Annotated in this window: 27 protein-coding genes and 1 other annotated feature; of the genes, 8 read left to right on the top strand and 19 right to left on the bottom strand. The window is 36.4% G+C overall.

Annotation, left to right across the window (positions count from 1 at the left end; translation table 11 throughout):
- Window positions 1-27: 27 nt before the first annotated feature.
- The 6 genes from BN999_RS08235 to BN999_RS08210 form a co-directional block, all read right to left on the bottom strand.
- Window positions 28-795, bottom strand: coding sequence for a transporter substrate-binding domain-containing protein (locus tag BN999_RS08235; protein WP_096270910.1), 768 nt, complete (start codon window positions 793-795; stop codon window positions 28-30).
- A gap of 62 nt (window positions 796-857) precedes the next feature.
- On the bottom strand, window positions 858-2,015 hold the full coding sequence (locus BN999_RS08230; protein ID WP_096270909.1) for a M20 family metallopeptidase: 1,158 nt from the start codon (window positions 2,013-2,015) through the stop codon (window positions 858-860).
- 191 nt (window positions 2,016-2,206) lie between these two features.
- Window positions 2,207-3,646: a proline--tRNA ligase gene (proS, locus tag BN999_RS08225; RefSeq protein ID WP_096270908.1), complete on the bottom strand. Its 1,440-nt coding sequence runs from the start codon at window positions 3,644-3,646 to the stop codon at window positions 2,207-2,209.
- A 69-nt stretch (window positions 3,647-3,715) separates the two neighbouring features.
- Window positions 3,716-3,941, bottom strand: a binding site (T-box leader).
- Window positions 3,942-3,993: 52 nt separating this feature from the next.
- The gene (locus BN999_RS08220) at window positions 3,994-4,521 is read right to left on the bottom strand and encodes a GNAT family N-acetyltransferase (RefSeq protein WP_096270907.1); all 528 of its coding nucleotides are present in this window, start codon (window positions 4,519-4,521) and stop codon (window positions 3,994-3,996) included.
- A gap of 92 nt (window positions 4,522-4,613) precedes the next feature.
- The gene (locus BN999_RS08215) at window positions 4,614-5,099 is read right to left on the bottom strand and encodes a DUF456 domain-containing protein (RefSeq protein WP_096270906.1); all 486 of its coding nucleotides are present in this window, start codon (window positions 5,097-5,099) and stop codon (window positions 4,614-4,616) included.
- A 16-nt stretch (window positions 5,100-5,115) separates the two neighbouring features.
- A complete protein-coding gene (locus BN999_RS08210; protein ID WP_096270905.1) occupies window positions 5,116-5,739 on the bottom strand; it encodes a glycerol-3-phosphate acyltransferase in 624 nt (207 codons plus the stop codon).
- A gap of 170 nt (window positions 5,740-5,909) precedes the next feature.
- Here BN999_RS08210 and BN999_RS08205 point away from each other — a divergent pair, with 170 nt between their 5' ends.
- Complete coding sequence (locus tag BN999_RS08205; RefSeq protein ID WP_096270904.1) at window positions 5,910-6,881, top strand: ring-cleaving dioxygenase; 972 nt, start codon at window positions 5,910-5,912, stop codon at window positions 6,879-6,881.
- Between the two features lie 57 nt (window positions 6,882-6,938).
- Here the strand turns inward: BN999_RS08205 and ytzI are convergent, their stop codons facing one another.
- A complete protein-coding gene (ytzI, locus tag BN999_RS08200) occupies window positions 6,939-7,118 on the bottom strand; it encodes a YtzI protein (RefSeq protein ID WP_096270903.1) in 180 nt (59 codons plus the stop codon).
- Between the two features lie 410 nt (window positions 7,119-7,528).
- Between ytzI and ehuB the strand changes: the two genes are divergently transcribed.
- From ehuB to ehuA, 4 genes are all read left to right on the top strand, one after another.
- Entirely contained in the window at window positions 7,529-8,389 is an 861-nt protein-coding gene (gene ehuB, locus BN999_RS08195; protein WP_096270902.1) for an ectoine/hydroxyectoine ABC transporter substrate-binding protein EhuB, read from the top strand.
- 786 nt (window positions 8,390-9,175) lie between these two features.
- Complete coding sequence (locus BN999_RS08190; RefSeq protein WP_255247422.1) at window positions 9,176-9,838, top strand: amino acid ABC transporter permease; 663 nt, start codon at window positions 9,176-9,178, stop codon at window positions 9,836-9,838.
- Window positions 9,838-10,551, top strand: a complete 714-nt coding sequence (gene ehuD / locus BN999_RS08185; protein ID WP_096270901.1) for an ectoine/hydroxyectoine ABC transporter permease subunit EhuD — start codon at window positions 9,838-9,840, stop codon at window positions 10,549-10,551. Before BN999_RS08190 ends, ehuD begins: the two co-directional genes overlap by 1 nt.
- Window positions 10,551-11,369: an ectoine/hydroxyectoine ABC transporter ATP-binding protein EhuA gene (gene ehuA, locus BN999_RS08180; protein ID WP_096270900.1), complete on the top strand. Its 819-nt coding sequence runs from the start codon at window positions 10,551-10,553 to the stop codon at window positions 11,367-11,369. The genes ehuD and ehuA overlap by 1 nt, the downstream gene beginning before the upstream one ends.
- A 111-nt stretch (window positions 11,370-11,480) precedes the next feature.
- Here ehuA and murB read toward each other — a convergent pair whose 3' ends face one another.
- The 11 genes from murB to BN999_RS08125 form a co-directional block, all read right to left on the bottom strand.
- A complete protein-coding gene (gene murB / locus BN999_RS08175; protein WP_255247421.1) occupies window positions 11,481-12,398 on the bottom strand; it encodes a UDP-N-acetylmuramate dehydrogenase in 918 nt (305 codons plus the stop codon).
- Between the two features lie 133 nt (window positions 12,399-12,531).
- Window positions 12,532-12,912, bottom strand: coding sequence for a YbaN family protein (locus BN999_RS08170; RefSeq protein WP_096270899.1), 381 nt, complete (start codon window positions 12,910-12,912; stop codon window positions 12,532-12,534).
- Window positions 12,913-13,225: 313 nt separating this feature from the next.
- Entirely contained in the window at window positions 13,226-13,921 is a 696-nt protein-coding gene (locus BN999_RS08165) for a SurA N-terminal domain-containing protein (protein WP_176481916.1), read from the bottom strand.
- Window positions 13,922-14,132: 211 nt separating this feature from the next.
- Window positions 14,133-14,603 carry an IS200/IS605 family transposase gene (gene tnpA, locus BN999_RS08160; RefSeq protein ID WP_096270897.1) on the bottom strand — a complete coding sequence of 157 codons (471 nt, stop codon included), beginning with the start codon at window positions 14,601-14,603 and terminating at the stop codon, window positions 14,133-14,135.
- A gap of 186 nt (window positions 14,604-14,789) precedes the next feature.
- Entirely contained in the window at window positions 14,790-15,731 is a 942-nt protein-coding gene (locus BN999_RS08155; protein ID WP_096270896.1) for a siderophore ABC transporter substrate-binding protein, read from the bottom strand.
- 385 nt (window positions 15,732-16,116) lie between these two features.
- Window positions 16,117-16,872, bottom strand: coding sequence for an iron ABC transporter ATP-binding protein (locus tag BN999_RS08150; protein ID WP_096270895.1), 756 nt, complete (start codon window positions 16,870-16,872; stop codon window positions 16,117-16,119).
- Entirely contained in the window at window positions 16,866-17,816 is a 951-nt protein-coding gene (locus tag BN999_RS08145; RefSeq protein WP_096270894.1) for an iron chelate uptake ABC transporter family permease subunit, read from the bottom strand. Before BN999_RS08145 ends, BN999_RS08150 begins: the two co-directional genes overlap by 7 nt.
- Window positions 17,806-18,759 (bottom strand): ABC transporter permease, encoded by a 954-nt coding sequence (locus BN999_RS08140; protein ID WP_096270893.1) that lies wholly within the window; start codon window positions 18,757-18,759, stop codon window positions 17,806-17,808. Before BN999_RS08140 ends, BN999_RS08145 begins: the two co-directional genes overlap by 11 nt.
- A gap of 226 nt (window positions 18,760-18,985) precedes the next feature.
- Window positions 18,986-19,705, bottom strand: a complete 720-nt coding sequence (locus BN999_RS08135) for a DsbA family oxidoreductase (RefSeq protein ID WP_096270892.1) — start codon at window positions 19,703-19,705, stop codon at window positions 18,986-18,988.
- A 174-nt stretch (window positions 19,706-19,879) separates the two neighbouring features.
- The gene (gene fni, locus BN999_RS08130; RefSeq protein ID WP_096270891.1) at window positions 19,880-20,932 is read right to left on the bottom strand and encodes a type 2 isopentenyl-diphosphate Delta-isomerase; all 1,053 of its coding nucleotides are present in this window, start codon (window positions 20,930-20,932) and stop codon (window positions 19,880-19,882) included.
- An 88-nt stretch (window positions 20,933-21,020) separates the two neighbouring features.
- Window positions 21,021-21,557, bottom strand: coding sequence for a hypothetical protein (locus BN999_RS08125; protein WP_096270890.1), 537 nt, complete (start codon window positions 21,555-21,557; stop codon window positions 21,021-21,023).
- A gap of 82 nt (window positions 21,558-21,639) precedes the next feature.
- On the opposite strand from BN999_RS08125, the gene BN999_RS08120 reads away from it, so the two are divergent.
- The 3 genes from BN999_RS08120 to BN999_RS08110 all read left to right on the top strand — a co-directional run bounded on the left by BN999_RS08120 (window position 21,640) and on the right by BN999_RS08110 (window position 23,525).
- Window positions 21,640-22,236, top strand: a complete 597-nt coding sequence (locus tag BN999_RS08120) for a TetR/AcrR family transcriptional regulator (RefSeq protein WP_096270889.1) — start codon at window positions 21,640-21,642, stop codon at window positions 22,234-22,236.
- A gap of 17 nt (window positions 22,237-22,253) precedes the next feature.
- Window positions 22,254-22,793, top strand: coding sequence for an HD domain-containing protein (locus tag BN999_RS08115; RefSeq protein WP_096270888.1), 540 nt, complete (start codon window positions 22,254-22,256; stop codon window positions 22,791-22,793).
- Between the two features lie 120 nt (window positions 22,794-22,913).
- Window positions 22,914-23,525, top strand: coding sequence for a hypothetical protein (locus BN999_RS08110; RefSeq protein WP_141249047.1), 612 nt, complete (start codon window positions 22,914-22,916; stop codon window positions 23,523-23,525).
- Between the two features lie 36 nt (window positions 23,526-23,561).
- On the opposite strand, the gene rsgA is transcribed toward BN999_RS08110, so the two are convergent.
- Window positions 23,562-24,620: a ribosome small subunit-dependent GTPase A gene (gene rsgA, locus BN999_RS08105; protein ID WP_096270886.1), complete on the bottom strand. Its 1,059-nt coding sequence runs from the start codon at window positions 24,618-24,620 to the stop codon at window positions 23,562-23,564.
- Window positions 24,621-24,657: the final 37 nt, after the last annotated feature.

The raw sequence follows: 24,657 nt of genomic DNA, 5'->3' as shown, positions 1-24,657 counted from the left end.
TTCACACCTCACTTTCTTGCTGTATTATTACTCATATTCTGATAACCATTTTTCTTTTAGCTTATCAAGAGTTCCATCTTCTTTTAATTTCTTTAAAGCCTCATTTACTTCTTCTGTTTTGTCACTTCCCTTAGGTAAAGCAATTGCCATCCCAGGTGAACTTGTCGTCGGATCATCGAAACCTACAAATCCTTGTGAATTGATATAACCAGCAGCCACTGTCTTATCCATATAAGCGACATCAATACGATTAGAGTTTAATTCTTGAATTAAAATACTTGCATCATCTACTTTTTTCACCTCAAAACCATACTCATCTGCTAAGTTCTGTGCCCCTTCTTCTTGAATAGTTCCTAACTGCACACCAACAACTTTTCCTTTTAATTCTTCGAGATTTTTAAAATCATCTTCAACTTTTGAGATAAACATTTCTCCAGAGCGATGATATTCATTTGAGAAGTCTACATTTTCACTTCTTTCTTCTGTCGCGCTCATTCCAGCAAGAACTATGTCAACACGCTTTGCTTGCAGAGAGCCAATAAGACCATCAAAGTCCATATCTTCTATTTTTAATTCATACCCCAACTCATCTGCTATTGCCTGTGCTAATTCCACGTCAAACCCAATAAAGTTTCCCTCTTCATCATAAGATTCAAATGGTGGAAAATCAGCGGATGTAGCCATCTTTAAGACGTTTTCCCCTTTCTTCCCAGCTGTACTCGCTTCACCTGAACCACATGCAGCCAACAAACTAACTAATATCAAAATCAAAATCCCAAGTATTGCTTTTTTCATCATTAACTCTCCCTTTTAATTATTAATAAATTTGTTTATTTATTCATTTTGTTGCATGGAAATCACTTGTTGTTGAACTCTGTTGTAATGGATGTCATTAACTTGGTATCTGTAATTACATCTAATCCAGTGTAAGCTAATGCCAATGCACCAGATTGGAGTGCGGTAAATCCATCTTTCGTAATCGTTTGATTAGCAAATTCCTCCGTATGAGCAACCAAGCCTGGCTTATTCAACCCAATGTATGGATGTATAGCTGGAACTACTTGACTAACATTGCCCATATCAATCGAACCATATGAAGATTTCGCTGGATAGATTGGTAGTTCACTAGTTTTTTTCAAGTTTTCAGTAAAGGCATCTGATAATGTTTGATTCGTATTCATATCATCATAGCTAAGCTCGTAGTTGGATATTTCTAAGGTTGCCCCCGTCATTAGCGCAGCACCATTTGCTATATTTTTCACCTTACCAACTACTTCGTTTAGATAAGATCGCTCTTTTGCTCTAATATAAAATTGAGCAACTGCATAATCTGGAACAACATTCGCTGCTACTCCACCATCCGAAATAATTCCGTGAATTCTCACATCGGTGGGGAGATGCTCTCTTAACGCATTAATTCCATTAAATAGTTGAATGACACTATCAAGGGCATTGATTCCTTTTTCCGGTGAAGCTGCAGCATGAGAGGCTTTCCCTTTATAAGCAAATTGAATGGCATCCATTGCCAAGGATTCTCCACTAATAAAGGATTCATCACTCGGATGTAAAATCATTGCCACATCGATATCATCGAAAATCCCCTGTGCACTCATCGGGACCTTGGCACCATTGGTTTCCTCAGCTGGCGTTCCAAGAACAACGACACTTCCACCTATTTCTTGAATCACTTTACTCAAAGTTATACCAGCTCCAACACTCATCGTTCCTATTAAGTTATGACCACATCCATGTCCAACTCCCGGTAATGCATCATACTCCGCTAGATATGCAATTTTCGGTCCTGTTTTTCCACTATTAAATTCTGCTTTAAATGCTGTTGGACGGTTCACGATACCTGTTTCTATTTCAAATCCATGGGCCTCTAGCATGTTCGTTAGGAGCTTCATAGATTCAAATTCTTGATCTCCTAATTCAGGATTTTCGTAAAGCTTGCAACAAATATCCCATAGTTCTTGCTCGACATTATGTAGTTCATTAATCAATTTGTTTTTCATAGTTACAATCACCTTTTTGTATATTTATTAAGTGTACTGTATATTTATACCACTATTATTATAAAAATACAATACTTTTTTAGTTAGGATTACCAAAAAAGATAAATGGTGCAGAATTATAGGTAATCTGTAATAACGAATTTTATTTCATAAAAATAAAATGGAGCCTGCAATCCAGGCTCCATTTCCTATTAATATGCTTTTGCCCAATAAACTAATTCCTTCGCTTCTTTACCACAGCATACACATGTATCGGCAACTTTTTCTTGTTCAAATGGGATACAACGGGAAGTTGCTGTTGTATCTTCTTTAATTTTTTCCTCACAAGCCGCATCGCCACACCACATTGCTTTTATGAATCCACCTTTTTCATCAAGCGTTTGTTTGAATTCATCCATGTTTGTAGCAACAAAAGTCTTTTCATTACGATGTGCTAGTGCTTTATCATAAAGATTCTGTTGAACTTCTTCAAGTAGTACAGGTAAACGATCATTCAACTCACTTAATGCAACAAATTCTTTTTCTCCTGTATCACGACGAACTAGTACAACCTGCTCTTTCTCAATATCCTTAGGTCCCATTTCAATTCGAACTGGAATACCCTTCATTTCGTATTCATTGAACTTCCAACCAGGCATTTTATCACTAGCATCTATATCGACACGGACTAATGATTTCAATTGGTCACGAAGCTCATATGCCTTATCCAGTACGCCCTCTTTATGTTGCGCAATTGGAACAATCATCGCTTGAGTTGGAGCAATTCTTGGTGGTACTACTAATCCACGGTTATCTCCATGAACCATGATTAATGCACCCATGATTCGAGTTGATAGTCCCCAAGAAGTTTGATGTACAAATTGACTTTTACCATTTTCATCTAAATACGTAATATTGAAAGCTTCAGCAAATCCAGAGCCAAAGTGGTGAGAAGTTCCAGATTGCAGTGCCTTCCCATCATGCATGAGCGCTTCTATAGTTAATGTATATTTTGCGCCAGCGAATTTTTCTTTCTCCGTTTTACGACCACGATAAACTGGTACTGCCAAATAATTTTCCACTAAATCTGCGTAAACTTCTAGCATACGATCTGTCTCATTTGCTGCATCTTCATCTGTCGCATGAGCAGTATGACCTTCTTGCCAATGGAATTCTGATGAACGCAGGAATGGACGTGTTGTCTTTTCCCAACGTACAACATTCCCCCATTGATTATAAAGCTTTGGTAAATCACGGTATGAATGAATGTTTTTAGAATAGTAATCACAGAATAATACTTCTGATGTAGGGCGAACTGCAATCCTCTCTACTAGTTCTTCATCTCCCCCATGTGTTACCCAGGCAACTTCAGGTGCAAAGCCCTCCACATGATCCGCTTCCTTTTGTAACAAGCTCTCAGGGATAAAAATTGGAAATTGTACATTGGAATGCCCTGTTTCTTTAATCATTCGATCTAATTCGTCTTTAATATTCTCCCAAATAGCATAGCCATATGGCTTGATGATCATGGTTCCACGAACTTGACCATATTCAACTAATTCAGCTTGTTTGACAACATCTGTATACCACTGTGCGAAGTCGTCTTCCATGGCTGTGATTTTTTCTACAAAATCTTTGTTTTTCTTACCCATCATTAGCACCTCTTTTATATTTTTTATACTTTATAAAACTTTGTTGAACACAAAAAAGCCTCCATCCGCATAAGGGACCGAGGATTGGTGGTACCACCCTTGTTTACTGCTGTAAGTATCAAGCAGTACACTTCATTTGATAACGGTCAGGGACCGCGCGCAAGTTCATGGGTATGACCCAATCCAATGGCGAACTCCAAGGCAGGTTCCAATGAATGTCTATGGAAATTCTCACCAACCATTTCCTCTCTGAATAGACAAATCAAATTGTACTAATCCTTTTCAATGTTTCATTATAGTTATTATGTTTAATATAATAATCTACCGAGTGAAAGTCAAGCTTAGCACTAGAAAGCTTTTTCATAAAGAGAAAATTTATCATTTCCTTCCCCAATGTGACCGATAAATCGAAATCCCGCTTCCAAGTAAAATTGATTTAATGCTTGATTGTTTCCTACACAATCAAGTCGAATAAAGCCATCTTTAATCAAGTGATTTTCATCAATCCATGCTAGCAATCTCTTCCCTATTTGTTGATTGTGATACTGCTGACTTACTGCAAGTCGATGAATGTAGTATGCATTATCATTCCGCTTCCCCCACATATCCACATCCCATTCGTTTTGTTCATTAGAAAAATTAAAAGTTGCTACTATCTCTTTATTTTCATTTTCCATAATATATGTATTTCCAGCTAAAATGTCCGCTTCAATCTCTTGATCCTCTCCACCTTCTAGTAAATAGCCCCATTGGTCAATACCTTTATCCTGTACCCATCTTGCAGCAGATTTAAGTACATCTAAGATTGACTCTAAATCTGTTCGATCTGCTTTTCTAACTATAAACCCCTCTAAATTATTTGTCTTAAAAACCATATCAATCATCCCCTATTAATTTAGTTATTAGATTTTAAAGAAAATACAGCAGCCCTTGTTGTATCCCATTTACCAAAGCTGCTGTATCAGAATTAGAATATTACATTAAGCACAAACAGTATAATCATCACAATTTGAATAAATACCTTTGCAAAGGTTCCACTTAGAAAGCCTAATAATGAACCAATAGACGCCTTAAACGCTTCTTGGATGGTCCTTTTCTGTACCATTTCGATGATAAGTACTGTAATAAATGGAATTATGATAATACCAAATGGCGGAATAATAAAGGAACCAATGATTACAGCGATTGCAGCACCTCGTTCTCCCCATTTACTTCCACCAAACTTTTTAACGAAGAAACTATTAGCGATTATGTCCGCTGCAAATAATATGACAGTAAATACAACCATTATGATCCAGAATATGATTCCTAATTCATCACCATTAATACCAAACTGGAACAATAAGAAGCCGATCCATATTAAGAGCACAGAAGGTATTATCGGATAGATAACCCCGATAAAACTTAGTATAAAAAGTGCAACAATAATAATCCAAATAATAATATCGACCATTTGTTACCCCCAACTATTATTTTGTCTTTTTCTGAAACATGCTAGATAACTTTTTCTCTTCCTTACTGATAATACGTTTATAATTCTCCAAATGTTTCACAACACTTAGTAAGGACAGAAAGACCACTATCATTGTTGGCTCAATTCCATAGAAATAATACGTGGTAACTAAAAATGAGATATACATCATAAGTACACCGATAACCAAATAGTCTGTTGCGAATGTGAAGATTAATAGTATTCCTATACCTAACAATGCAATCTTCCAGTCAATAGCGAGTAATATCCCCACAAGTGATGCTGTACCTTTTCCACCACTAAATTTCATGGTTACTGGAAAGTTATGCCCTACAATAACAGCCAAGGCTGCAATATAAACTAAAAGGATTTGAGCGTCTCCTGATATGCCCTGTTCATTTAAGATATAGAGCATTAACAAAACAGCAAGTGTACCTTTAAATATATCTATTAGTGCGACTAGAATGCCATATTTCCAACCTAACAGAATAGTAGTATTAGATGCGCCAGCGTTCTTAACTCCAGATTTTTTTATATCAATCTTTTTATATTTTCCAACCAATTGAGAGCCATGAATACAACCGAAAACATAACCAATTAGAATACTCATTAAGACATACATCATGTTTTCCCCCTTTGTTTTGTTAACCATGTGCTAGTATTATTTTAATATACTTGATCAGAAATGGATACAATCTTTTTAAGGGATAGGTATGTAGACATTCGGTTATTACTTGAGGTAAAATATAGTTATCTCGAATTAGAGATATTTTAATTAAGGGAGTGGCTAAATTGTATCTAAAAGGTATTCATCACGTCTCTGCTATAACCGCAAATGCAAAAAATAACTATGAATTTTATACCAAAGTACTGGGTATGCGCTTAGTAAAGAAATCGATAAATCAAGACGACCCCTCTGTCTATCATTTATTTTACGCTGATGAAATCGGGAATCCAGGAACGGACCTTACATTCTTTGAAATTCCAAACGCTGGAAGGACACACACTGGGAATAATAGCATCTCAGGAACCTCCTTGCGTGTACCAAATGATAAAGCATTAGAATATTGGATTGAGCGTTTTGATAAATTCAATGTGAAACATGAGGGAATAACGGAACAAGGTACAAGAAAAGTAATACATTTTCGTGATCCAGAAAATCAACGTTTAACATTAATTTCCGATGAGCATAATCAAGGGGTCGCTGGTGGGAAACCTTGGGAACATAGTAGTGCATCCATCGAAAATGGTATTATCGGGTTAGGTCCTGTAAAACTTACGGTTCCGGATGCTAAACCAACGATTTCTGTATTAACAGAGGTCCTATCTTTTAAGCAAGTTGATAGTTATCCATCCAACATCCAAGGGGAAAAAGATATCCTTGTCTTTTCTACTGGTGAGGGTGGAACGGGAGCTGAAGTTCATGTGGAAGAACAGAGAGATTTACCAAGAGAAAGACCCGGCAGAGGAAGTGTTCACCACGTTGCTTTTCGTGTAGAGAATGATGAAGAACTAGAAAAGTGGAGACAACGCTTATTAGAAGCACGCCTACCAAACTCTGGTATCGTAGACCGATATTATTTTAAGGCACTATATTTTAGAGAGTGGAACCGAATTCTTTTTGAATTATCTACAGATGGACCTGGATTTGCAACAGACGAAGAAGTCGAACATCTGGGAGAAAAATTAGCATTACCGCCATTCTTCGAGGATAGAAGAGAAGAAATTGAATCAAAGTTAGAGCCGTTAGATACAAGTAATTAGTTTAAAGCTCAGAGTAATCCATACTCTGAGCTTTATCATGTTAAGTTACGTCTTTATTCATTTATTTGTAGGACCTGATGGCGAGTCCTCATTACTGTTCTTCTTGTCTTCTTCCACATCCGTTGGTAGTGGATCAACGGTATGTTTATATCCATACCCTTTATCTAAGGTTAGTATAGATAAATAGACCACAATTACTGTAATCACGATACAAATGACTGCAACTACCCAAATCATGACTATTTCCCCCTTTTTGACTAAATTCTTTATGTACTATTCTAACACGATTCCGAAATATTACGATTAAATTATCTTGACCTTACTGTCGAATCTTGAGGATTTAAGAGCATAGATAACAATAAACTAGTATCTTTAAGAACAATAGAGCTCTTCCGGTTACATCCTTGTCTATCCAAAATAATTTAAAATTATCTAAAAATAACGAGTTTGAATACTCTTTTGGAACCCGATACCATTATATTTGTAGCTGTTTACAACTAAACATACTATTTACCTACTCCTTAATTTGGGTTTCTCGTACATACTACCCCATTCAGTTACTTTCCTTTAACAATTTTCATCAAGTTAACAATACATCTAACTTAGGAGTTAGAGTATTTAAATATTTTAGGAGGTCTTTATACTTTATGAAGAAATTATTATTAGCTCTGATCTTGAGTTTAACAGTTGCTTTTGTTGCAGCATGTGGATCAGGGGACGAAAGCAAATTGTCCAAACTTCAAGAAGAAGGTAAGGTCACCATTGGGTTTGCCAATGAAAAGCCTTATGCATATGAGGAAAACGGAGAATTGAAAGGTGCTGCAGTAGATATTGCGAAAGCAGTCTTTGCAGAACTCGGCGTAGAGGAAGTAGAATCAGAATTACTAGAATTTGGTCAGCTTATTTCCGGACTAAATGCTGGGCAATTCGATGTTATAACTGCTGGCATGGCAATTAAGCCTGATCGTTGTGAGAACGCAGCATTTGGTGAACCAGAAATGATGTACGGAGAAGGATTAGTTGTACAAAGTGGTAACCCTCTTAATCTAGAAAGCTATGAAGATATTGCTAACAACCCGGAAGTAACTGTAGCTGTCATGCAAGGGGCTACAGAAAATGATTTCTTAAAAGATGCTGGTGTAGATCCAGATCAAATTCTTTCAGTTCCAGATATACCAGCTTCTATTGCGGCAGTTCAATCTGGTCGTGCAGATGCAACAACAGCAACACAATTTACTCTTCAAGATGCATTTGAATCTGCAGGCACAGATGAATTAGAGTTCGTAGAGTCTTTCCAACAACCAGATGTAGATGGCGTACCTAGTTACGGTGCAGCAGCATTTAATTTAGACGATACAGAATTACTAGATGCATATAACGAAGCGCTTGCTGATTTAAAAGCCGATGGTACAGTAGCAGAGTTATTAGAACAGAATGGTTTCAGTGCACAAATGAATGTTGTTCCTGATGAAATTACAACTGAAAAAATCTGCAACGGTGAGATTTAATTCATGATTCAACAAGACTCCATAGGGTTCCTCCCCAACCGGGGGTCAGTCCCTGTGGAGTTTTTTAATGTCTGTTTTTCCGGTTAGTTTAATCTAACAAATAGTAGATAGAAACTGCGCGGTTACGACTGTCATTAATGGGCGTATTGGTAACATACCGCTCCGGCAGAATACTCCGCTTTTACTGCCAGCACAGGGGCGACATCTGCTCGAAAAGACCATCGCAGTGTCTACCTTGCCGCGGGCACGGCCTCAGCCTCCTCGCGGAAAGTTCACCGCTGCGGGGTCTTCGGACACGTGCTTTTCCCGCAGGACAATGGTTTTCGGTGGGGCGAGTAATCGCAGTCCCAAGGAAGGCTTCGGCAGCATAATCATCGCACGAAGAAAATTGCTCTTTATTTTCGAGAAGTCTTCGTATTCTGCCTGCGCTGGTTTAGTTTTCTAATTATTGTTAGTTATTGATCATGTTTTGGATTTAAGTGATTCTATTGCCCTTAATCACTTATTACTAGCGAAGGAAATACACGGAGACTCCTGCGGGAGGATAGGCATCGGTGAGACCCCGCAGTGCGTAAGCGCGAGGAGGCTCACCAGCCGCCCGCGGAAAGCGGAGTGTATTTCCGTAGCGGGTATGGTGCTCCCAAAAAGAATACTAGCCGCACAGTTTCTAATAAAATAGTTTCAAACTGTATGATTACAATCAAATAGATGCTTATTAGTGATCTCAAGTTTTCTAGCTCATGCTCTTCATTGCAAGAGCAGCAGAGCTTTTCAAAAGGAGTGATTATGATTAATGCAATAATAGAAGTTTTCCCCGTGTTAATGAGGGGGATTAATATTACGATAACCGTGTTTATATTTTCTGCTATATTTAGCTATCTGTTCGCTTTCATTGCAGGTCTTTGTCGAGTATCCAATAACAAATTCGTTAGAGGGGGAACCGGTGTTTATGTTGAAATATTTAGGGGTACCTCTCTAATTGTTCAATTATTTTGGCTCTACTATGCCATTCCGATGCTATTTGATGTTGGTATTGATAATCGACTCATGGCAGGTGTATTAGCCATTTCACTAAATTACGGAGCATATATGTCTGAGATTGTTCGTGGATCCATTCTGGCAGTAGAAAAAGGACAAACAGAGGCATCCATTGCATTAAACCTTTCACGAGCACAACGCATGAGAATTGTTATCTTCCCGCAAGCTCTTCGCATGATGTTACCTGAGTTTGGAAATTATCTCATTCAAATACTTAAAGCAACATCACTCGTTTCATTGATTGGAATGACAGATATTTTATATCATGGAAACATTTTAAGAAGTACTAATTTATCGGCTGCGCCTACTGTGTATTTACTATTACTAATCTTCTACTTTATTATGGCATTGCCACTAATCTTCCTTACTCGTAAAGGGGAGCAGATTTCGAAGAGAGGAGTGGCTAGTTAATGAATATAAACTGGAAATGGGATATGTTCTTTGAAGCCTTTCCCTATATATTACAAGGTATTTGGGTTACAGTCGGACTAACATTTGCATGTTTTTTATTTGCTTTGCTATTTGGATTTGTTTGGGTCTTTTTGAGAAGAATTAAGTTTAAACCCGTCAACTGGCTAGTAACATGGGTAATGGAATTTATTCGCTCCACACCGCCATTAATTCAATTATTCTTTATTTATTATGCTTGGCCAATGATACCAGGAATCGGTGTGTCCCTCACTTCTTTTGAAAGTGCTATTCTAGGACTTGGTATACACTTTAGTACGTATATTGGTGAAGTGTATCGTTCGGGGATAGAGGGTGTTGATAAGGGACAGTGGGAAGCTTCTACTGCATTAAACTTTTCAACTAGACAAAAGTGGACTAAAATCATATTACCACAAGCAATTCCACCAACAATTCCAATGCTTGGGAATTACTTAATCATTATGTTTAAAGAAGTGCCTCTTGCATCCACAATTGGGGTCGTAGGTATCTTAGCTCTAGCACAAACATATGGAACGGATAACTTCCGCATGCTAGAATCCTATACGATCGTGGCGCTAATCTTCTTACTGTTAAGTTATCCTTCAGCAATCTTAATTAATAAATTGGAAAAGAAATTGAACCGCCGCTTTGATAAAAAAGCAGCGATTCAGGAGAATAAAGGAGCGGTAGTATAATGGTTGACTCAGTGAAAGAAAAAAATAGTTCAGGTTCTTACTCATCCAATACGGGTCCTATTGTAGAATACAAGAATGTCCACAAATCATTTGGGGATGTGGAAGTTCTAAAAGGGCTTGATTTAGATATTTACCCAGGTGAGAAAGTGGCGTTGATTGGTCCAAGTGGATCTGGTAAAACAACCATCATTCGAATGCTGATGACCTTAGAACAACCCACTTCAGGTGAAATTATTGTGGATGGTAAAAATCTTTGTCATATGGAAAAAAATGGGAAACTTGTTCCCGCAAATGAGAAACATCTACGTGAAGTTCGTGGCGAGATAGGAATGGTGTTCCAGCACTTTAACCTTTTTCCACATATGACTATTCTACAAAATTGTATGACCGCACCCATACAAGTGCAAAAAGAAGATAAAGAAAGTGCCAAGCGCCGTTCAATTGAGATGCTTGAAAAGGTTGGACTAGGGGATAAGCTAGATAATTATCCAAGCCAATTATCAGGAGGACAAAAGCAACGTGTTGCAATGGCTCGTGCCTTAGTAATGAGACCCAAAATCATGCTATTTGACGAAGTTACCTCAGCACTTGATCCAGAGTTAGTTGGTGAAGTTCTAGAGGTTATTCGTGACATTGCTGAAGAAGGTGAAATGGCAATGGTACTGGTTACACATGAAATGGATTTTGCATTGGAAGTAGCAGATCGAGTTATTTTCTTAGATGATGGTGTAATTGCAGAAGAAGGAACGCCAAGCGAGGTTCTTGAGGAATCGGATAATGAGCGATTACAGCAGTTCTTATATCGTTTTAGAAGTTAATCTAGTATTTTTTAGGTTTAATATAAACCATTTTTGGTAATAGTAATAAAGTAAATATCTTCCCCTTGATATTAAAAGAAGCTGTGCGTCTATCGCACAGCTTCACTTTTTTTATTCTAAATCTTCACCGATAATTCGAACTTCACGTTCAAGCGTAACCCCAAATTTATCTTTTACAGTAGATTGAACATGACGAATCAATCGAATATATTCATCTGCTGTTGCATTATCCTTATTTACAATAAATCCTGCATGTTTTAATGATACTTGTGCTCCACCGATCTGTTTGCCTTGAAGTCCACTATCTTGAATTAACTTACCGGCAAAATAGCCTGGAGGACGTTTAAACACACTTCCACAGGAAGGATATTCAAGTGGCTGTTTTGACTCACGTTTGAAAGTTAAATCATCCATAATCGCCTTTATTTCCTCATAATTACCTTCTTCTAGAGCGAATGTACCTTCTAACACAATATATCCTTTGTCAGGTATATTACTTCGACGATACTCCAAATCTAACTCATCCGCATTCAGTGATAGTAAATCACCATTTCTATCGATCACAATTGCGCTTTCTAAACAATCCTTTACCTCTCCACCATAGGCGCCAGCATTCATATACAGGGCCCCGCCAACAGAACCAGGTATACCACAAGCAAATTCTAAACCAGTTAGATGTTGCTTTAATGCCTCGCGAGATGTGTCAATTATTCTTGCACCACTTTGGGCAATCACTTTAGTCCCATCGGTTTTAATTTCGTTTAATTTATTTAAATTCATTACAATACCACGAATACCACCATCTTTAACAATCAAGTTCGAGCCATTTCCAAGTAATGTAAATGGTACTCCCTCTTCGTTAGCAAGCTTTACTATCTCTCTAACTTGCTCATATGTTTCTGGTGTTACCAGTAAATCGGCTCTTCCGCCAAGTCGTGTATACGTATGATTCTTTAAAGGCTCATTAACCATCACATTTTGCTCTGATGTAATGTTAATCAGTTTTTCATAGACATGATGATTGTTCACTAAAAATCATTCCTTTGTAAAATTGCTTATATTAACCATCTGTACTATTGTAGGTTATTTTTTGTTTTCATGCCACCTTTTAATTACACACTACCGTATTTATATGCCAGTATTACGAATGCATACCTAGTAATTAATGATGGACTTTTATTAAGGTTTTTTGTTTTAAAATAAACCATGTGAAATAGCCAGCAATTCCAGCGAGTAGTAGTTTTACAGCAACTAACGGAACTACAAAAAAGATGGTAAAGAGCATAGATATCCATAATAAGGATACACCGACAATTTTTGCGCTTAATGGAATCCCTTTACCTTCTCGATAATTTTTAATATATGGGCCTAGGTACTTATTTGTGATTAACCACTGGTATAATCTATCTGAGCTTCTTATGAAGCAGGCAGCTGAGAGTAATAATAATGGCGTTGTTGGTATTAATGGTAAGAAGATTCCTATGACGGCAAGTCCCAAGGATAGTAGCCCTGAGATTACTAATAATAGTCTTTTTATATACATATCAACACCAGCTTTTTATGATTTTGTTACATCCTTATTATATCACTCGGGATTTTTTACTCTGGCTGAAAAAAGTAACTTTTTATGAAAACTTCTTGGTAAGTCCACTTCTATCATTTAGATTGAACTCGAACCCGGTTGAAATGAGTTTAGAAGTCTTCCATTCCTTATTTCAGTGGTAATCTCATCTCATTGCTAAATGGATGTATAGCGGCCTTCTTTTCTTCATCTTAATCCCAGTACCCTGTCAAAAAGATATATGTCACTTCAAAAAATAAAGAACACATGACATATGCATGTGTCCCCAATTTAATTAGATATGTTTTTCGATTTCTGATTGTTTCATTAGATCTTCTACTTTTTGTTGAAGTGCATCTGCTTTTCTTTGGGATGTTAACTGATTTTTGATAATCGGTTCTGCTTCTTCAAAAGTCATGATATCATCCATATCTTTCTTTAATTGCTCGTATGTTTCTTTAATGTCTTCATCTGTCACTTCTTCTACTTTTATTTCTTGATCCATGTAATTACTTAATGTTTGCGAAAAACGAATTTGATCTTTTAACGATTCCTCTGTTAGCTTAAATTTCTCCAGATACTCATTAAAGTTATCCTCGTTTTGAGATTTTAATTCTTCAAATTCTTTTTGAACATCTTCATCAGAGACTTCAATTCCACTCTTTGTTGCTTCCTGTTTAATTAACTCCTGAGCAATTAGCTCATTCATTGTTACTTCTTTAATATTTTCTTTATCTCCTGTATCTTGTCCAAATTGCGCTACTCGCATTTTTGTTTGTAAATAGACTGCATTATAGCGGTCTCCTTTTACTTCTGTATCATTTATCTCAATTACAACTTTGTCATCAGCAACTATCTCGTCTTTTTCCATTTTGACTTCCTGTGGATTTGTATTAGCTTCTTTACTAGCGTTATCTTCCTTTTCATCGTCACCACAAGCGGCTAATAAAAATATTAACCCAATTACAAGTATGCTAAGAATCTTTTTCATGATATACCTCATTTCCTAAAGTTGTATTTCTATTCAAACATAGTTGGTATGTAAAATGCAAGGAAGGGCTTTATTCCATAATCAAAACCACCAGTGTGAACTGGTGGTTTGCTCTGCGGCTTGAAGCCTCTGTTACCGGCCTTGGCCTTAAAGGCCCACTGAACGGCTTCCCCTTACGCACCACATCCACGCACTGATTCTAAAGAATCTCTTATATCTTTCTATTTTTTTCTCCCGTGAATGGATCAAAATCTTCGAATAACGTTAATTGATCTGCCATATAATCTTCTCGGAGCTGATTCCTAATATATTCTTCTATTTGCTTCTTATTTCGGCCCACTGTATCGACGTAGAATCCTCGACACCAGAATTTTCGATTGCCATATTTATATTTTAAATTTGCATGTCGGTCGAATATCATTAAACTGCTTTTCCCTTTTAAATATCCCATAAACTGAGATACACTCAACTTTGGTGGGATACTTACTAACATATGGATATGATCTCGACATGCATTTGCCTCGTGAATGGTTACACCTTTTCTCTCGCATAATTCTCTTATTATTTTTCCTATACTTTGTTTGTATTTTCCATATATAATTTGTCTTCTGTATTTCGGTGCAAACACTATGTGATACTTACAATTCCATGTGGTATGTGCTAAACTATTCTTGTCCTTCATTGGGACATGCCTCCTTCGTTTATTTGATATAGTGGTCGGGAAACCAACTATATCTTATCACGAAGAGAGGCCTTTTTTAATTTTAATACCACGCTATAAGCTCTCCGGAACCCCCGGCATAGCCAGGGGTTTTCAAATGACATAATAAAAAAGAGCATCCCACATGTGTGGAACGCTCCTTGGATGCTATTTTAAGCTTGCATCAATTTCATTAACCATTTCTTGAACAGAGACTAATCCGCCACCTGATAAATACCAATAATCAGGGTTTAGATATACGATATTATCATTCTGGTATGCTTTCGTATTTTCAACAAGTTTATTTTCGACTAACTGTTTCGCCGAAGAACTTCCACCCTCGACTACTGCACTACGATCAATAACATATAACATATCAGGATCATTCTCTACAACATATTCAAATGTTACATTCATACCATGTGTAGAAGCCTCAATCCCCTTGTCTACTGGTTCAACACCAAACACATCATGGATTAATCCAAACCTCGAATTTGGACCATAAGCACTAATCTTGTCATCATTTGCTAAGATAATAAGGGAGTTCATCCCGCTACCCTCAGCTTTTTCCTTTAAGCCAGCAATAGACTCCTCTATTGCTGCTAACTCCGTTTGGACCTCATCATCTTTATTGAAAATCTTTCCAATTGCATCTAAGTTTTCCTTAAATGAGTCCATGTAACGAGTAGTATCTACACCAAGGTGAACGGTTGGTGCTAATTCTGATAGTTGATCATAAAGTGAAGCCTGTCTACCAGAAATAATAATTAAATCTGGATCTATTTCAGCAAGTTTATCGAAGTCAGGTTCTTTTAAAGATCCTACATTTTCATATTCATCACTTTCAAATTTTTCCAGATAACTTGGGATATTCCCTTGTGGTACAGCTGTAACATTAACACCAAGTTTGTCTAATGTATCTAATGTACCAAAATCAAATACAACCACTTTCTCTGGATTAGCCGGAACAACTGTAGTCCCTAGTTCATGCTCAATTGATATTTTTTCCGAAGAATCGGATGAATTATTATTATTATCTTCTGTATTCCCGCATGCTGCAAGAATAAGAAGTAATAGGCTAATGCTGATAAGTAGAAGATTTTTCTTCATAAGTAGAACTCCTTTTGTTATATATATTTTTAAGCTAATGTTGTACTACTCTAAATAAAAGGGAATTTTCAAATCCGAAAAGGGAATATTTTATCTATGTATTCCCGCTTCAATATGGTAATCGCATCTATCCAGCGAACAGCAAATGGGCTAAAACCTTGAGAAATCCTGAGCGCTCAAAAGGATTTCCAGATTTCAATTCGCCTGAAACCAGATACGAAATATGGGCATAAGCATTTACCAAACCAACAATATAGGGTATGATAATGGTGTGAGGTCCCTTTGTAATGGTCCGGTAATGTTTATTGCCCCCATTATGAAGGGCTTTTTTTCATGGAGTAACAATCTCCATTTATTTTTTTATACAACATTAGATCTTAAACAATTAATAATAGACACAGATACGCTTATCTCCAACTTGTTGGATTTCAATATCCATGTCATAAAGCTCTTTCAAGACACATGCATCGATAACATCACATGCACGACCCTGTTTCACAATCTTCCCATCCTTAAGTGCTACAATATTATCAGAGTAACAAGATGCGAAGTTGATATCATGAATAACAATTAGGATCGTTTTTCCTAATTCATCCACTAATCTTCTTAATATCTTCATAATTTGCGTAGAATGACGCATATCTAAGTTATTAAGCGGTTCATCTAGAAAAATATATTCAGTATCTTGAGCAATAACCATAGCAATATGTGCTCGCTGTCTTTGCCCACCACTAAGCTCATCAAGGAACTTATTCTCCATATCTGTTAATTCCATATATTCAAGAGCTTCATCAATTTGCTTTTCATCTTCCTTCGTTAGCTTTCCTTTAGAATATGGAAATCTCCCGAATGAAACCAGCTCTCGAACAGTTAACTTAAGGTTAATGGAATTCGATTGTTTCAGAACAGATATCTTCTTAGCTAGTTCATTACTATCTGTTTTCAGAACATCTTTTCCATCAATTTGGATATCACCAGAATCTTTTGCTATTAATCGAGTGATTATGGAGATTAGCGTACTTTTCCCAGCACCATTAGGTCCAATAAATGATGTCATGGTACCTTTTTCTATTTTCAAGGTAACATCATCAACGACCGTTTTATGGTTGTAAGTCTTCAATAGGTTTTTTACCTCTACCATGATCGATTCTCCTTTAACAAAAGATAGATAAAGTACACGCCACCAATAAAGTTAATGATTACACTTATGGTCGTTTGGAAAGTAAAGATGTTTTCTACAATAAACTGTCCACCAACAAGTGCAATTATTCCAATAAACACAGAGGCTAGAATAATATAAAAGTGACGATATGTCTTTAGGAATTCATACGTAATATTTACTACCAATAACCCCAAAAATGTTATCGGACCTACTAATGCTGTTGCAACAGCTGTTAACACTGCAACAATGATAAGAAGTCGCTTGACCACATAATCATAACTTACTCCTAAATTAACAGCATCATCTTTTCCCAAAGCTAGAACATCCAAATATTTGTAGAAACGCCAGAAATAAAGTAAGGCAAGAATGATAATTCCTATAGAAAGATAGACTAAATCTTTATGGACATTATTGATACTAGCAAATCCTCTATCCTGCGCAACCATAAATTCATTTGGATCGATAAGTACTTCCATAAATGAAGTGAAGCTATTGAAAAATGTTCCTAAAATCATACCTATGAGGAGCAGGAAGTAAATATTATTTTTCTCTCCTTTGAAGAGAAATCGATATAGCACCAATGAAAATAAAATCATGATGAGAATCGACATTAGATAGTTAATACTACTATTCATCATTACAATGGAGTTAGATCCAAAAACAAAGATAATAAAGGTTTGAATTAACATATATAATGAATCAAGTCCTAGTACACTAGGTGTTAGAATCCGGTTGTTTGTTATCGTCATAAACACAGTAGTTGCAAATGCAATAGCTCCTCCGGTTAACACTATTGCCAAGACCTTAATAATTCTCCTCGGCAATATATAACCTATGTTACCTTTTAAATCGAAAAGAATATACAACAAGGTAAGTGCTAATGCAATACCTGCTAAAATGACTGTTTTTTTCTTATAATCCATATTTCTTTCTCCTTAACAATAGGTAGATAAAAATTGCACTACCTATTACACCAACCGTTAGGCTAATTGGAATTTCATATGGGTAGATAATTGTTCTTCCAATGATATCACATAACAGAACAAAATTTGCGCCTAGTAAGGCTGTGTGTAGGAGTGTTTTTCGTAAATGATCTCCTTGATAGATCGTAACAATGTTCGGTATGATTAATCCCAAAAATGGTATTATTCCAACTGTTAAGACGACGGAAGCTGTGACAAGCGCAACAATTACTAGCCCGATATTTACTACTTGTCGGTAGTTAAGACCAAGGTTCTTGGAGAAGTCCTCTCCCATACCTGCAATTGTAAACTTGTTAGCATAAAAGAATGCTATAGCCATGATTGGTAGACTGATATAAATCACTTCATAATTTCCACCCATAATCATGGAGAAATCGCCCTGCATAAAGGAGGACATATTTTGAATTAAATCATTCTTATACGCAATAAAAGTTGCCATGGAACTAATAATATTACCAAACATTAGACCAACGAGTGGAATAAAGATAGCATCTTTAAACTTAATTCGGTCTAGTACTTTCATAAAAATAAAGGTTCCAACTAATGCAAATGCAAAGGAAATCGTTATTCTCTGTAATGGACTTGCTGCCGTGAAGATCATTAGTGATACTAGAACACCTAATCTAGCAGAGTCTAAAGTCCCTGCAGTTGTAGGGGAAACAAATTTGTTTCTACTAAGTTGTTGCATAATTAAACCTGCAACAGCCATACTCATACCTGCAATTAGAATACTTACAAGTCTTGGTATTCTACTAATCAATAAGATTTGTATTTGTTCCTCAGTTAAATGAAATAAATCCAAAGGTGATACATTTGATACCCCAATGAAAACCGATACAAAAGATAATATCACCAGTACTATAATTAGGTAACGTAATTTCATATGAAAAGTCCCTTTTCATCTATTAATAATGATTATTATATTTAATTGATTCTAATTAAGAATGAGATTCATTATCAATTAGTTTCTCTAAATTGAGTATAGCATATATGCCCTATCCGTCAACCAAAAAAGGTAAACAAATTTCTACAAAAGACGAAATAGTTGTACATTAATTGAGAAATTCAAAAAGCCTGCATAGGAAATTCCTAGCAAGCTACTTAAGCTATTATTCGTCTACGTCGCATTCTTCTCCTGTACAATAAGAAGTCTTTGAATCTTTTTTATAAAGCGATTTTAATGAGGGATCATTTACTTCTTCTTCCCAAACCTTTGCAAGTACTTGGGAGAATACATCTTGTGACTGAGCACCTGAGATAGCATACTTCTCATTAAACACAAAGAAAGGTACACCTTGTACGCCAATTTGTCTTGCAAGTTCCTGGTCTTCCCGAACTCGATTACCATAACGTCCCGTCTCTAACAAACAGTCTACATCATCTCCATTAAGTCCTACTTCCATAGCAAGCCCTTTTAATGTTCCAGGGTCACTTATTAAATCCGAATTAGTAAAGTATGCATGTAATAGCTTCTCAGTTAATTCATTGCCAAGTTTTTTAGTTTCTGCATATTTTACAAGGCGATGTGCATCAAAAGTGTTTGTGTGTTGCATCGTATCAAAATTATATGTTAACCCAACTGTTGCAGCTTGTTTTCCTACATTCTCATTCATCTGTATTGCATGTTCTAAAGACATTCCTTTTCTGGATGCAAGATACTCATGAATATTTTGATTCGGCTTGCTTTTAGCATTTGGATCCAGCTCATAGCTTTTAAATTCAATTTTTACATGGTCTCGGTGTTCAAACTTATCCAATGCTAGTTCAAGCCTTCGTTTCCCAATATAGCAAAATGGGCATACGAAGTCAGACCAAATCTCGATTTTCATTTACCGCACCTCTCTCTTTTGCTTATGGTTATTTTAGCATATCCTTCTTTAGTCATAATAATGTTGTGCTTACTAGGGATACTCAAATGTAACAACTATCAATAAAATGAACGCTATATAAGCATTAAAAAGGAGAAAAGATGATATATCTTCTCTCCTTTTTATAGTTATATATTATTCGTCTAAGAGGGATCTACCCATAATAGTAACTCGATTCGTATTCTTTAGTTCACTCAAATCTCTTACGCCTATTCCAAACATGGCAATCTTTAATTCAAATTCAATTTGCTCCATTACCTTCACAACAGCCTCAACTGATTCTGTTGCCGCTTGGAGTAGTGATCTTGCAAAACCAATAACGTCCGCTCCAATTGTAATAGCTTTTGCAGCATCTAGACCAGTCTTCATCCCACCACTTGCAACTAACGGAACATCCTCTAATTTGCTACGAACGGAAACAATACAATCTTTTGTAGGAATTCCCCAACTATTAAAGGCTTCCGCTGCAGCTTTTCGTAATGGGTCTTGTGACCTCAATTTTTCTACTTGGCTCCAGGATGTACCTCCAGCGCCGGCCACATCTATGAATGATACACCCACGTCTCGGAGTTGCTTGGCAATGATGCCATCAATTCCAAATCCAACTTCTTTTACACCAACCGGAACGGATAACGACTTACACACTGCCTCAATTTTAGGAAGTAGGTTATCAAAGTTTAGATCCCCTTCATCCTGAATCACTTCTTGTAACGTATTTAAATGAAGATACAGTGCATCCGCTTCGGTTAAGTCTACAATCTTTTGTGCATGCTCTACACCATACCCGTAATTCAGTTGTACAGCACCAAGGTTTGCTATTAATGGAACAGAAGGAGCTTGTTTTCGTATTAAAAAGGAATCTTGATGTTTATCACTCTCAAGTAATGCTCTTGTGGAGCCTAATGCAATGGCCCATCCTCTTTGTTCCGCTGCCAACGCAAGGTTCTGATTTATCTCTGTCGCTAGCTCTGACCCACCTGTCATCGAACTAACTAAGAAAGGAGCCTGAAGTTCTTTATTTAAAAAGGTAGTCTTTATATTAATATCATTAAAATTAATTTCTGGTAATGCATTATGGATGAATGATATTCCTTCTAATCCAGTTGATTTATTCACACCTTCTACCTGATCAGTAAGGCATAATCGAATGTGCTCTGTTTTACGTTTATTAATTCCTTGTTCAGCCATATTCACACTTCCAATCCAAATTATCTACCTACAGTTTACTTGTTTCTCCAAGGGATTGAAAGTAAAGTGATGAAATCCCTGAGCTTACTTAGCTCGGAGCCTTCCTTGGAAAAATGGTATAACTAAAGCTAATAAGAAAGTCGACAACTAACACGATTGACCATAGCTTAAGTGTACCAATAAGTGCTTCAGTTTGAGCTGTATTATTAATAAGCATGATAATACCAAACAATATTAGACTACCCAAACACCATGCTAAAAAATGCCTAAACCATCCTACAAGTTCATGTTTTGCATGTTCAGCTCCATACTTTTTCCCTCTAATTGGCTTCTCTCCCCCGGCAAAGTAATAAGAGAATTGTTTATCAGCCCAAGCTATCATTTGATGTCCAAATGCAACACTCACTCCAATATATATAGCCGCGATACCATGAACGGTAGTCGCTACTGCACCATTCTTTAAATCGATAAAAGTCACGATTAAGAGTACTAAATCTACAATTGGTGTACATATTAGAAGAAAGTTGCTAAGCCGCTTCTTTTTTAGAATATATCTGGAAAATAATCCGGCAATAACGAATACCCAAAATCCAATTTCACAGGCAATAATTAACCATCCTAACAATTTTCACATCCCCTTTTTAATACAACTGTACTAATACTATATCAAGATATTTTATTTAATACAACTGTGCTATACTTTAATTATGCCAAAGATTGTAGATCATAATGAAAGAAAAATAAAAATCGCAGAAGCTACTTGGAATGTCATTGTACGTGAAGGGCTAGAAAATGCATCCGTACGTAAAATTGCTTCTGAAGCAAATTTATCGGTGGGTTCACTACGTCACTATTTTCCATCACAATCTGATTTATTCTTGTTTTCCATGGAACTTGTATCAGAAAGGGTTAGAAAAAGGATTGAAAACAAAAATGATGACAAACCGCCACTCGAGTTGTTTCAGGAAGCATTATTAGAGGTACTTCCAATTGATGAAGATCGAAAAATTGAAATGGAGGTTTGGTTAGTCTTCTCAGCAAAGACTCTTGTTGATCGGAGATTGGAAGAATTAAGTAAGAATGTTTTTATTCAGATGAGAACAGGTATTGAAAAGATAATTAACAGCCTTGATTCTCTCCAATTACTTAAAGAGGATGTTGATTTACATGTAGAAGCAATTCGATTGCATGCTCTTATTGATGGATTAGCGACACATCATATCCTACATCCAAATACATTGACCAATGAAGAAATGATTCTCACACTAAGGTACCATTTACAATCCCTTTGTAAGGAAGTGTAAATAAGGAGTGGTAAATAATGAAAGAGAAAGCAAAGAATTTTGCAACTAAAGCACATGCTGGACAAAAAAGAAAAAACTCAAATGCAGACTATATTACCCACCCTATACGGGTAGCTGAACGTTTAGAGCAAGAAGGGTTCTCAGAAGAACTAGTCTGTGCAGGCTATCTTCATGATGTAGTAGAAGATACTGTTTACGAGATTGAAGACATTGAGAGACATTTTGGGAATAGAGTGGCTCGTATCGTTTTAGCCCATACAGAGGATAAATCAAAATCGTGGAAAGAACGTAAACAACATACGATTGATACCATCAAACTTGCCGATAAAGAAATTAAGTACTTAATCGTTGCGGATAAGCTAGATAATTTATTAGGACTAGAAAAGGACCTTCACTTACAAGGACCGATTGTTTGGGACAAGTTTAATGCAGGTTTTGAAGAACAGAAGTGGTACAATGAGTCCATTATAGAGCATATGTATTCAGGATTATCTACCCATGAAATACCAGATTACTTTAGTGAGTATGAGCAAGTGGTATCTCGCGTTTTTAGATGACACCTACTTTATACCTACACACTGGAAAACTATGGTACTTATGAATCATTCTTCTATTAAGCTATACAATTTCTCCTCAAACTTATATATCATAGGAGATAAGTATTTTGTATTGGAGGAATGAATAGAAATATGGACAATCAAAATAATGTATTAGCAGAAAAACCGGAAGAACCTAAAAGTAAAGGGCAACTAGATAATTACTTCCAATATGTCATGCAAACCATCAAAGAACCAGGTCATCTATTATCAGGTGAAGCAAAAGGAAAACATCAATTTGGACTCATAACAATAATTGCCTTTCTTGGTCTCATTTTATTAAGTAATGTAGTTGGTATTTTTCGATATCTAGATGGACTGAGGTATTTTGGTTTTGGTGACTATTTCGACTACTTTGAAAGTACTATTTCCTACGGAGTAGCACTAGCATTATTAATGCTAGTCTTCCAGAACATGGCTTCTAAGAACGGCAATAACTATGACTATAACTTTTTCTTTGAAAAGTTTGGATCATTACTGGTAATCCCTAGTTTATTATTAGTTATTTCCATTCCTTTAGAATTATTAGATGTAACCATTCATTCATGGTTTAGTTCACTAGCTTATACACTACTAGAACTAGCTGTCTTTTTAACTTCATATCTTTTCATAGCAAAAAACAATATCAAGACGGCCATCTTATTTGTTGCTGGTTTCTATTTTGTTTATCGAATTATCTACTTAATTCTATAAGCCAAAAGGCATTTGTCCATGCGGACAAATGCCTTTTTATCTACTTTTGCGTTTATAATTTTCTCTTTGGGTTTTGCTAATTTTCTTCCATTTGCTTTTTTCTTCAAGCTTAGCTTTTTGGTCTTGCTTTCGTTTTTCATAGGCAATTTCACGTTGTAATTTCACATAACTTTTATAGCGTTCATCAGATAGTTCCCCATTTTCTAATGCCTCCTGAACGCGGCAGCCAGGTTCACTATTATGGCTACAATCTGCAAATCGACATTCCTGCTCAAAAGCTTCAATATCTCGGAATGTGGTTTCCACACCTACTTCTCCATCCCACAGCTGGATTTCCCGCATTCCTGGTGTATCAATAAGCATTGCTCCATTTGGAAGCATAAACATTTCTCGATGTGTCGTCGTATGACGCCCTTTACTATCATCTGCCCGTATATCTTTTGTTTCTTGTACCTTTTCACCGAATAGTGCATTGATTAAGGTTGATTTACCAACACCAGATGAACCTAAAAGGGCTCCAGTCTTTCCAGCTGGTAATTGATTTATGAACTCTTCTATGCCATCACCATTCAAACTGCTGATTGTTAGAATAGGGACACCAATTGCAACCTCACTTACCATTGCAATAGCCTGTTGTACTTCCTCTTCCGTAACCTGATCCTTCTTTGTTAATAATACAATTGGTGTTGCTCCACTTTCATAAGCTAACAACATATATCGTTCAATTCTTCGCATATTAAGATCATGATTAAGGGAATTAACAATAAACACCAAATCAATATTGGCAGCCACAACTTGTGGATCGGTTCTGTATCCAGCTGCCTGTCTAATGAATTGACTTTTTCGCGGAAGAACCTGTTTGATAACTGCCTTCATCTCTTCTTTTAACTTCTGTACTTCTACCCAATCACCTACCGAAGGGAAATCTAACGGACTATCCACCTCATTCATGAACTTTCCACTTAAATGAGCTAGATATTCTATTTCACCATCAGAAATACGATAACTATTCTTCTGTACCGTAATCACACGGGCAATATGTTCTTCATTGATATCTTGTTCTGATTTCCAACCTATTTTAACTAAATTATGCAAGTAGTTTTTCCTCCTTGGATTTCATGGAGGATACGTT

It is taken from the genome of Paucisalibacillus globulus (genome assembly GCF_900184735.1).
In the GTDB taxonomy this organism is placed as follows: Bacteria; Bacillota; Bacilli; order Bacillales; family Amphibacillaceae; genus Ornithinibacillus; species Ornithinibacillus globulus_B.
This window is presented reverse-complemented; position numbering and strand designations above follow the sequence as displayed.

Coding starts and splice junctions, on each gene's coding strand:
- BN999_RS08235 (WP_096270910.1), bottom strand. CDS start 795: ATGAAAAAAGCAATACTTGGGATTTTGATTTTGATATTAGTTAGTTTG.
- BN999_RS08230 (WP_096270909.1), bottom strand. CDS start 2,015: ATGAAAAACAAATTGATTAATGAACTACATAATGTCGAGCAAGAACTA.
- proS (WP_096270908.1), bottom strand. CDS start 3,646: ATGGGTAAGAAAAACAAAGATTTTGTAGAAAAAATCACAGCCATGGAA.
- BN999_RS08220 (WP_096270907.1), bottom strand. CDS start 4,521: ATGGTTTTTAAGACAAATAATTTAGAGGGGTTTATAGTTAGAAAAGCA.
- BN999_RS08215 (WP_096270906.1), bottom strand. CDS start 5,099: ATGGTCGATATTATTATTTGGATTATTATTGTTGCACTTTTTATACTA.
- BN999_RS08210 (WP_096270905.1), bottom strand. CDS start 5,739: ATGTATGTCTTAATGAGTATTCTAATTGGTTATGTTTTCGGTTGTATT.
- ytzI (WP_096270903.1), bottom strand. CDS start 7,118: ATGATTTGGGTAGTTGCAGTCATTTGTATCGTGATTACAGTAATTGTG.
- ehuB (WP_096270902.1), top strand. CDS start 7,529: ATGAAGAAATTATTATTAGCTCTGATCTTGAGTTTAACAGTTGCTTTT.
- BN999_RS08190 (WP_255247422.1), top strand. CDS start 9,176: ATGATTAATGCAATAATAGAAGTTTTCCCCGTGTTAATGAGGGGGATT.
- ehuD (WP_096270901.1), top strand. CDS start 9,838: ATGAATATAAACTGGAAATGGGATATGTTCTTTGAAGCCTTTCCCTAT.
- ehuA (WP_096270900.1), top strand. CDS start 10,551: ATGGTTGACTCAGTGAAAGAAAAAAATAGTTCAGGTTCTTACTCATCC.
- BN999_RS08170 (WP_096270899.1), bottom strand. CDS start 12,912: ATGTATATAAAAAGACTATTATTAGTAATCTCAGGGCTACTATCCTTG.
- BN999_RS08165 (WP_176481916.1), bottom strand. CDS start 13,921: ATGAAAAAGATTCTTAGCATACTTGTAATTGGGTTAATATTTTTATTA.
- tnpA (WP_096270897.1), bottom strand. CDS start 14,603: ATGAAGGACAAGAATAGTTTAGCACATACCACATGGAATTGTAAGTAT.
- BN999_RS08155 (WP_096270896.1), bottom strand. CDS start 15,731: ATGAAGAAAAATCTTCTACTTATCAGCATTAGCCTATTACTTCTTATT.
- BN999_RS08150 (WP_096270895.1), bottom strand. CDS start 16,872: ATGGTAGAGGTAAAAAACCTATTGAAGACTTACAACCATAAAACGGTC.
- BN999_RS08145 (WP_096270894.1), bottom strand. CDS start 17,816: ATGGATTATAAGAAAAAAACAGTCATTTTAGCAGGTATTGCATTAGCA.
- BN999_RS08140 (WP_096270893.1), bottom strand. CDS start 18,759: ATGAAATTACGTTACCTAATTATAGTACTGGTGATATTATCTTTTGTA.
- BN999_RS08135 (WP_096270892.1), bottom strand. CDS start 19,705: ATGAAAATCGAGATTTGGTCTGACTTCGTATGCCCATTTTGCTATATT.
- fni (WP_096270891.1), bottom strand. CDS start 20,932: ATGGCTGAACAAGGAATTAATAAACGTAAAACAGAGCACATTCGATTA.
- BN999_RS08120 (WP_096270889.1), top strand. CDS start 21,640: ATGCCAAAGATTGTAGATCATAATGAAAGAAAAATAAAAATCGCAGAA.
- BN999_RS08115 (WP_096270888.1), top strand. CDS start 22,254: ATGAAAGAGAAAGCAAAGAATTTTGCAACTAAAGCACATGCTGGACAA.
- BN999_RS08110 (WP_141249047.1), top strand. CDS start 22,914: ATGAATAGAAATATGGACAATCAAAATAATGTATTAGCAGAAAAACCG.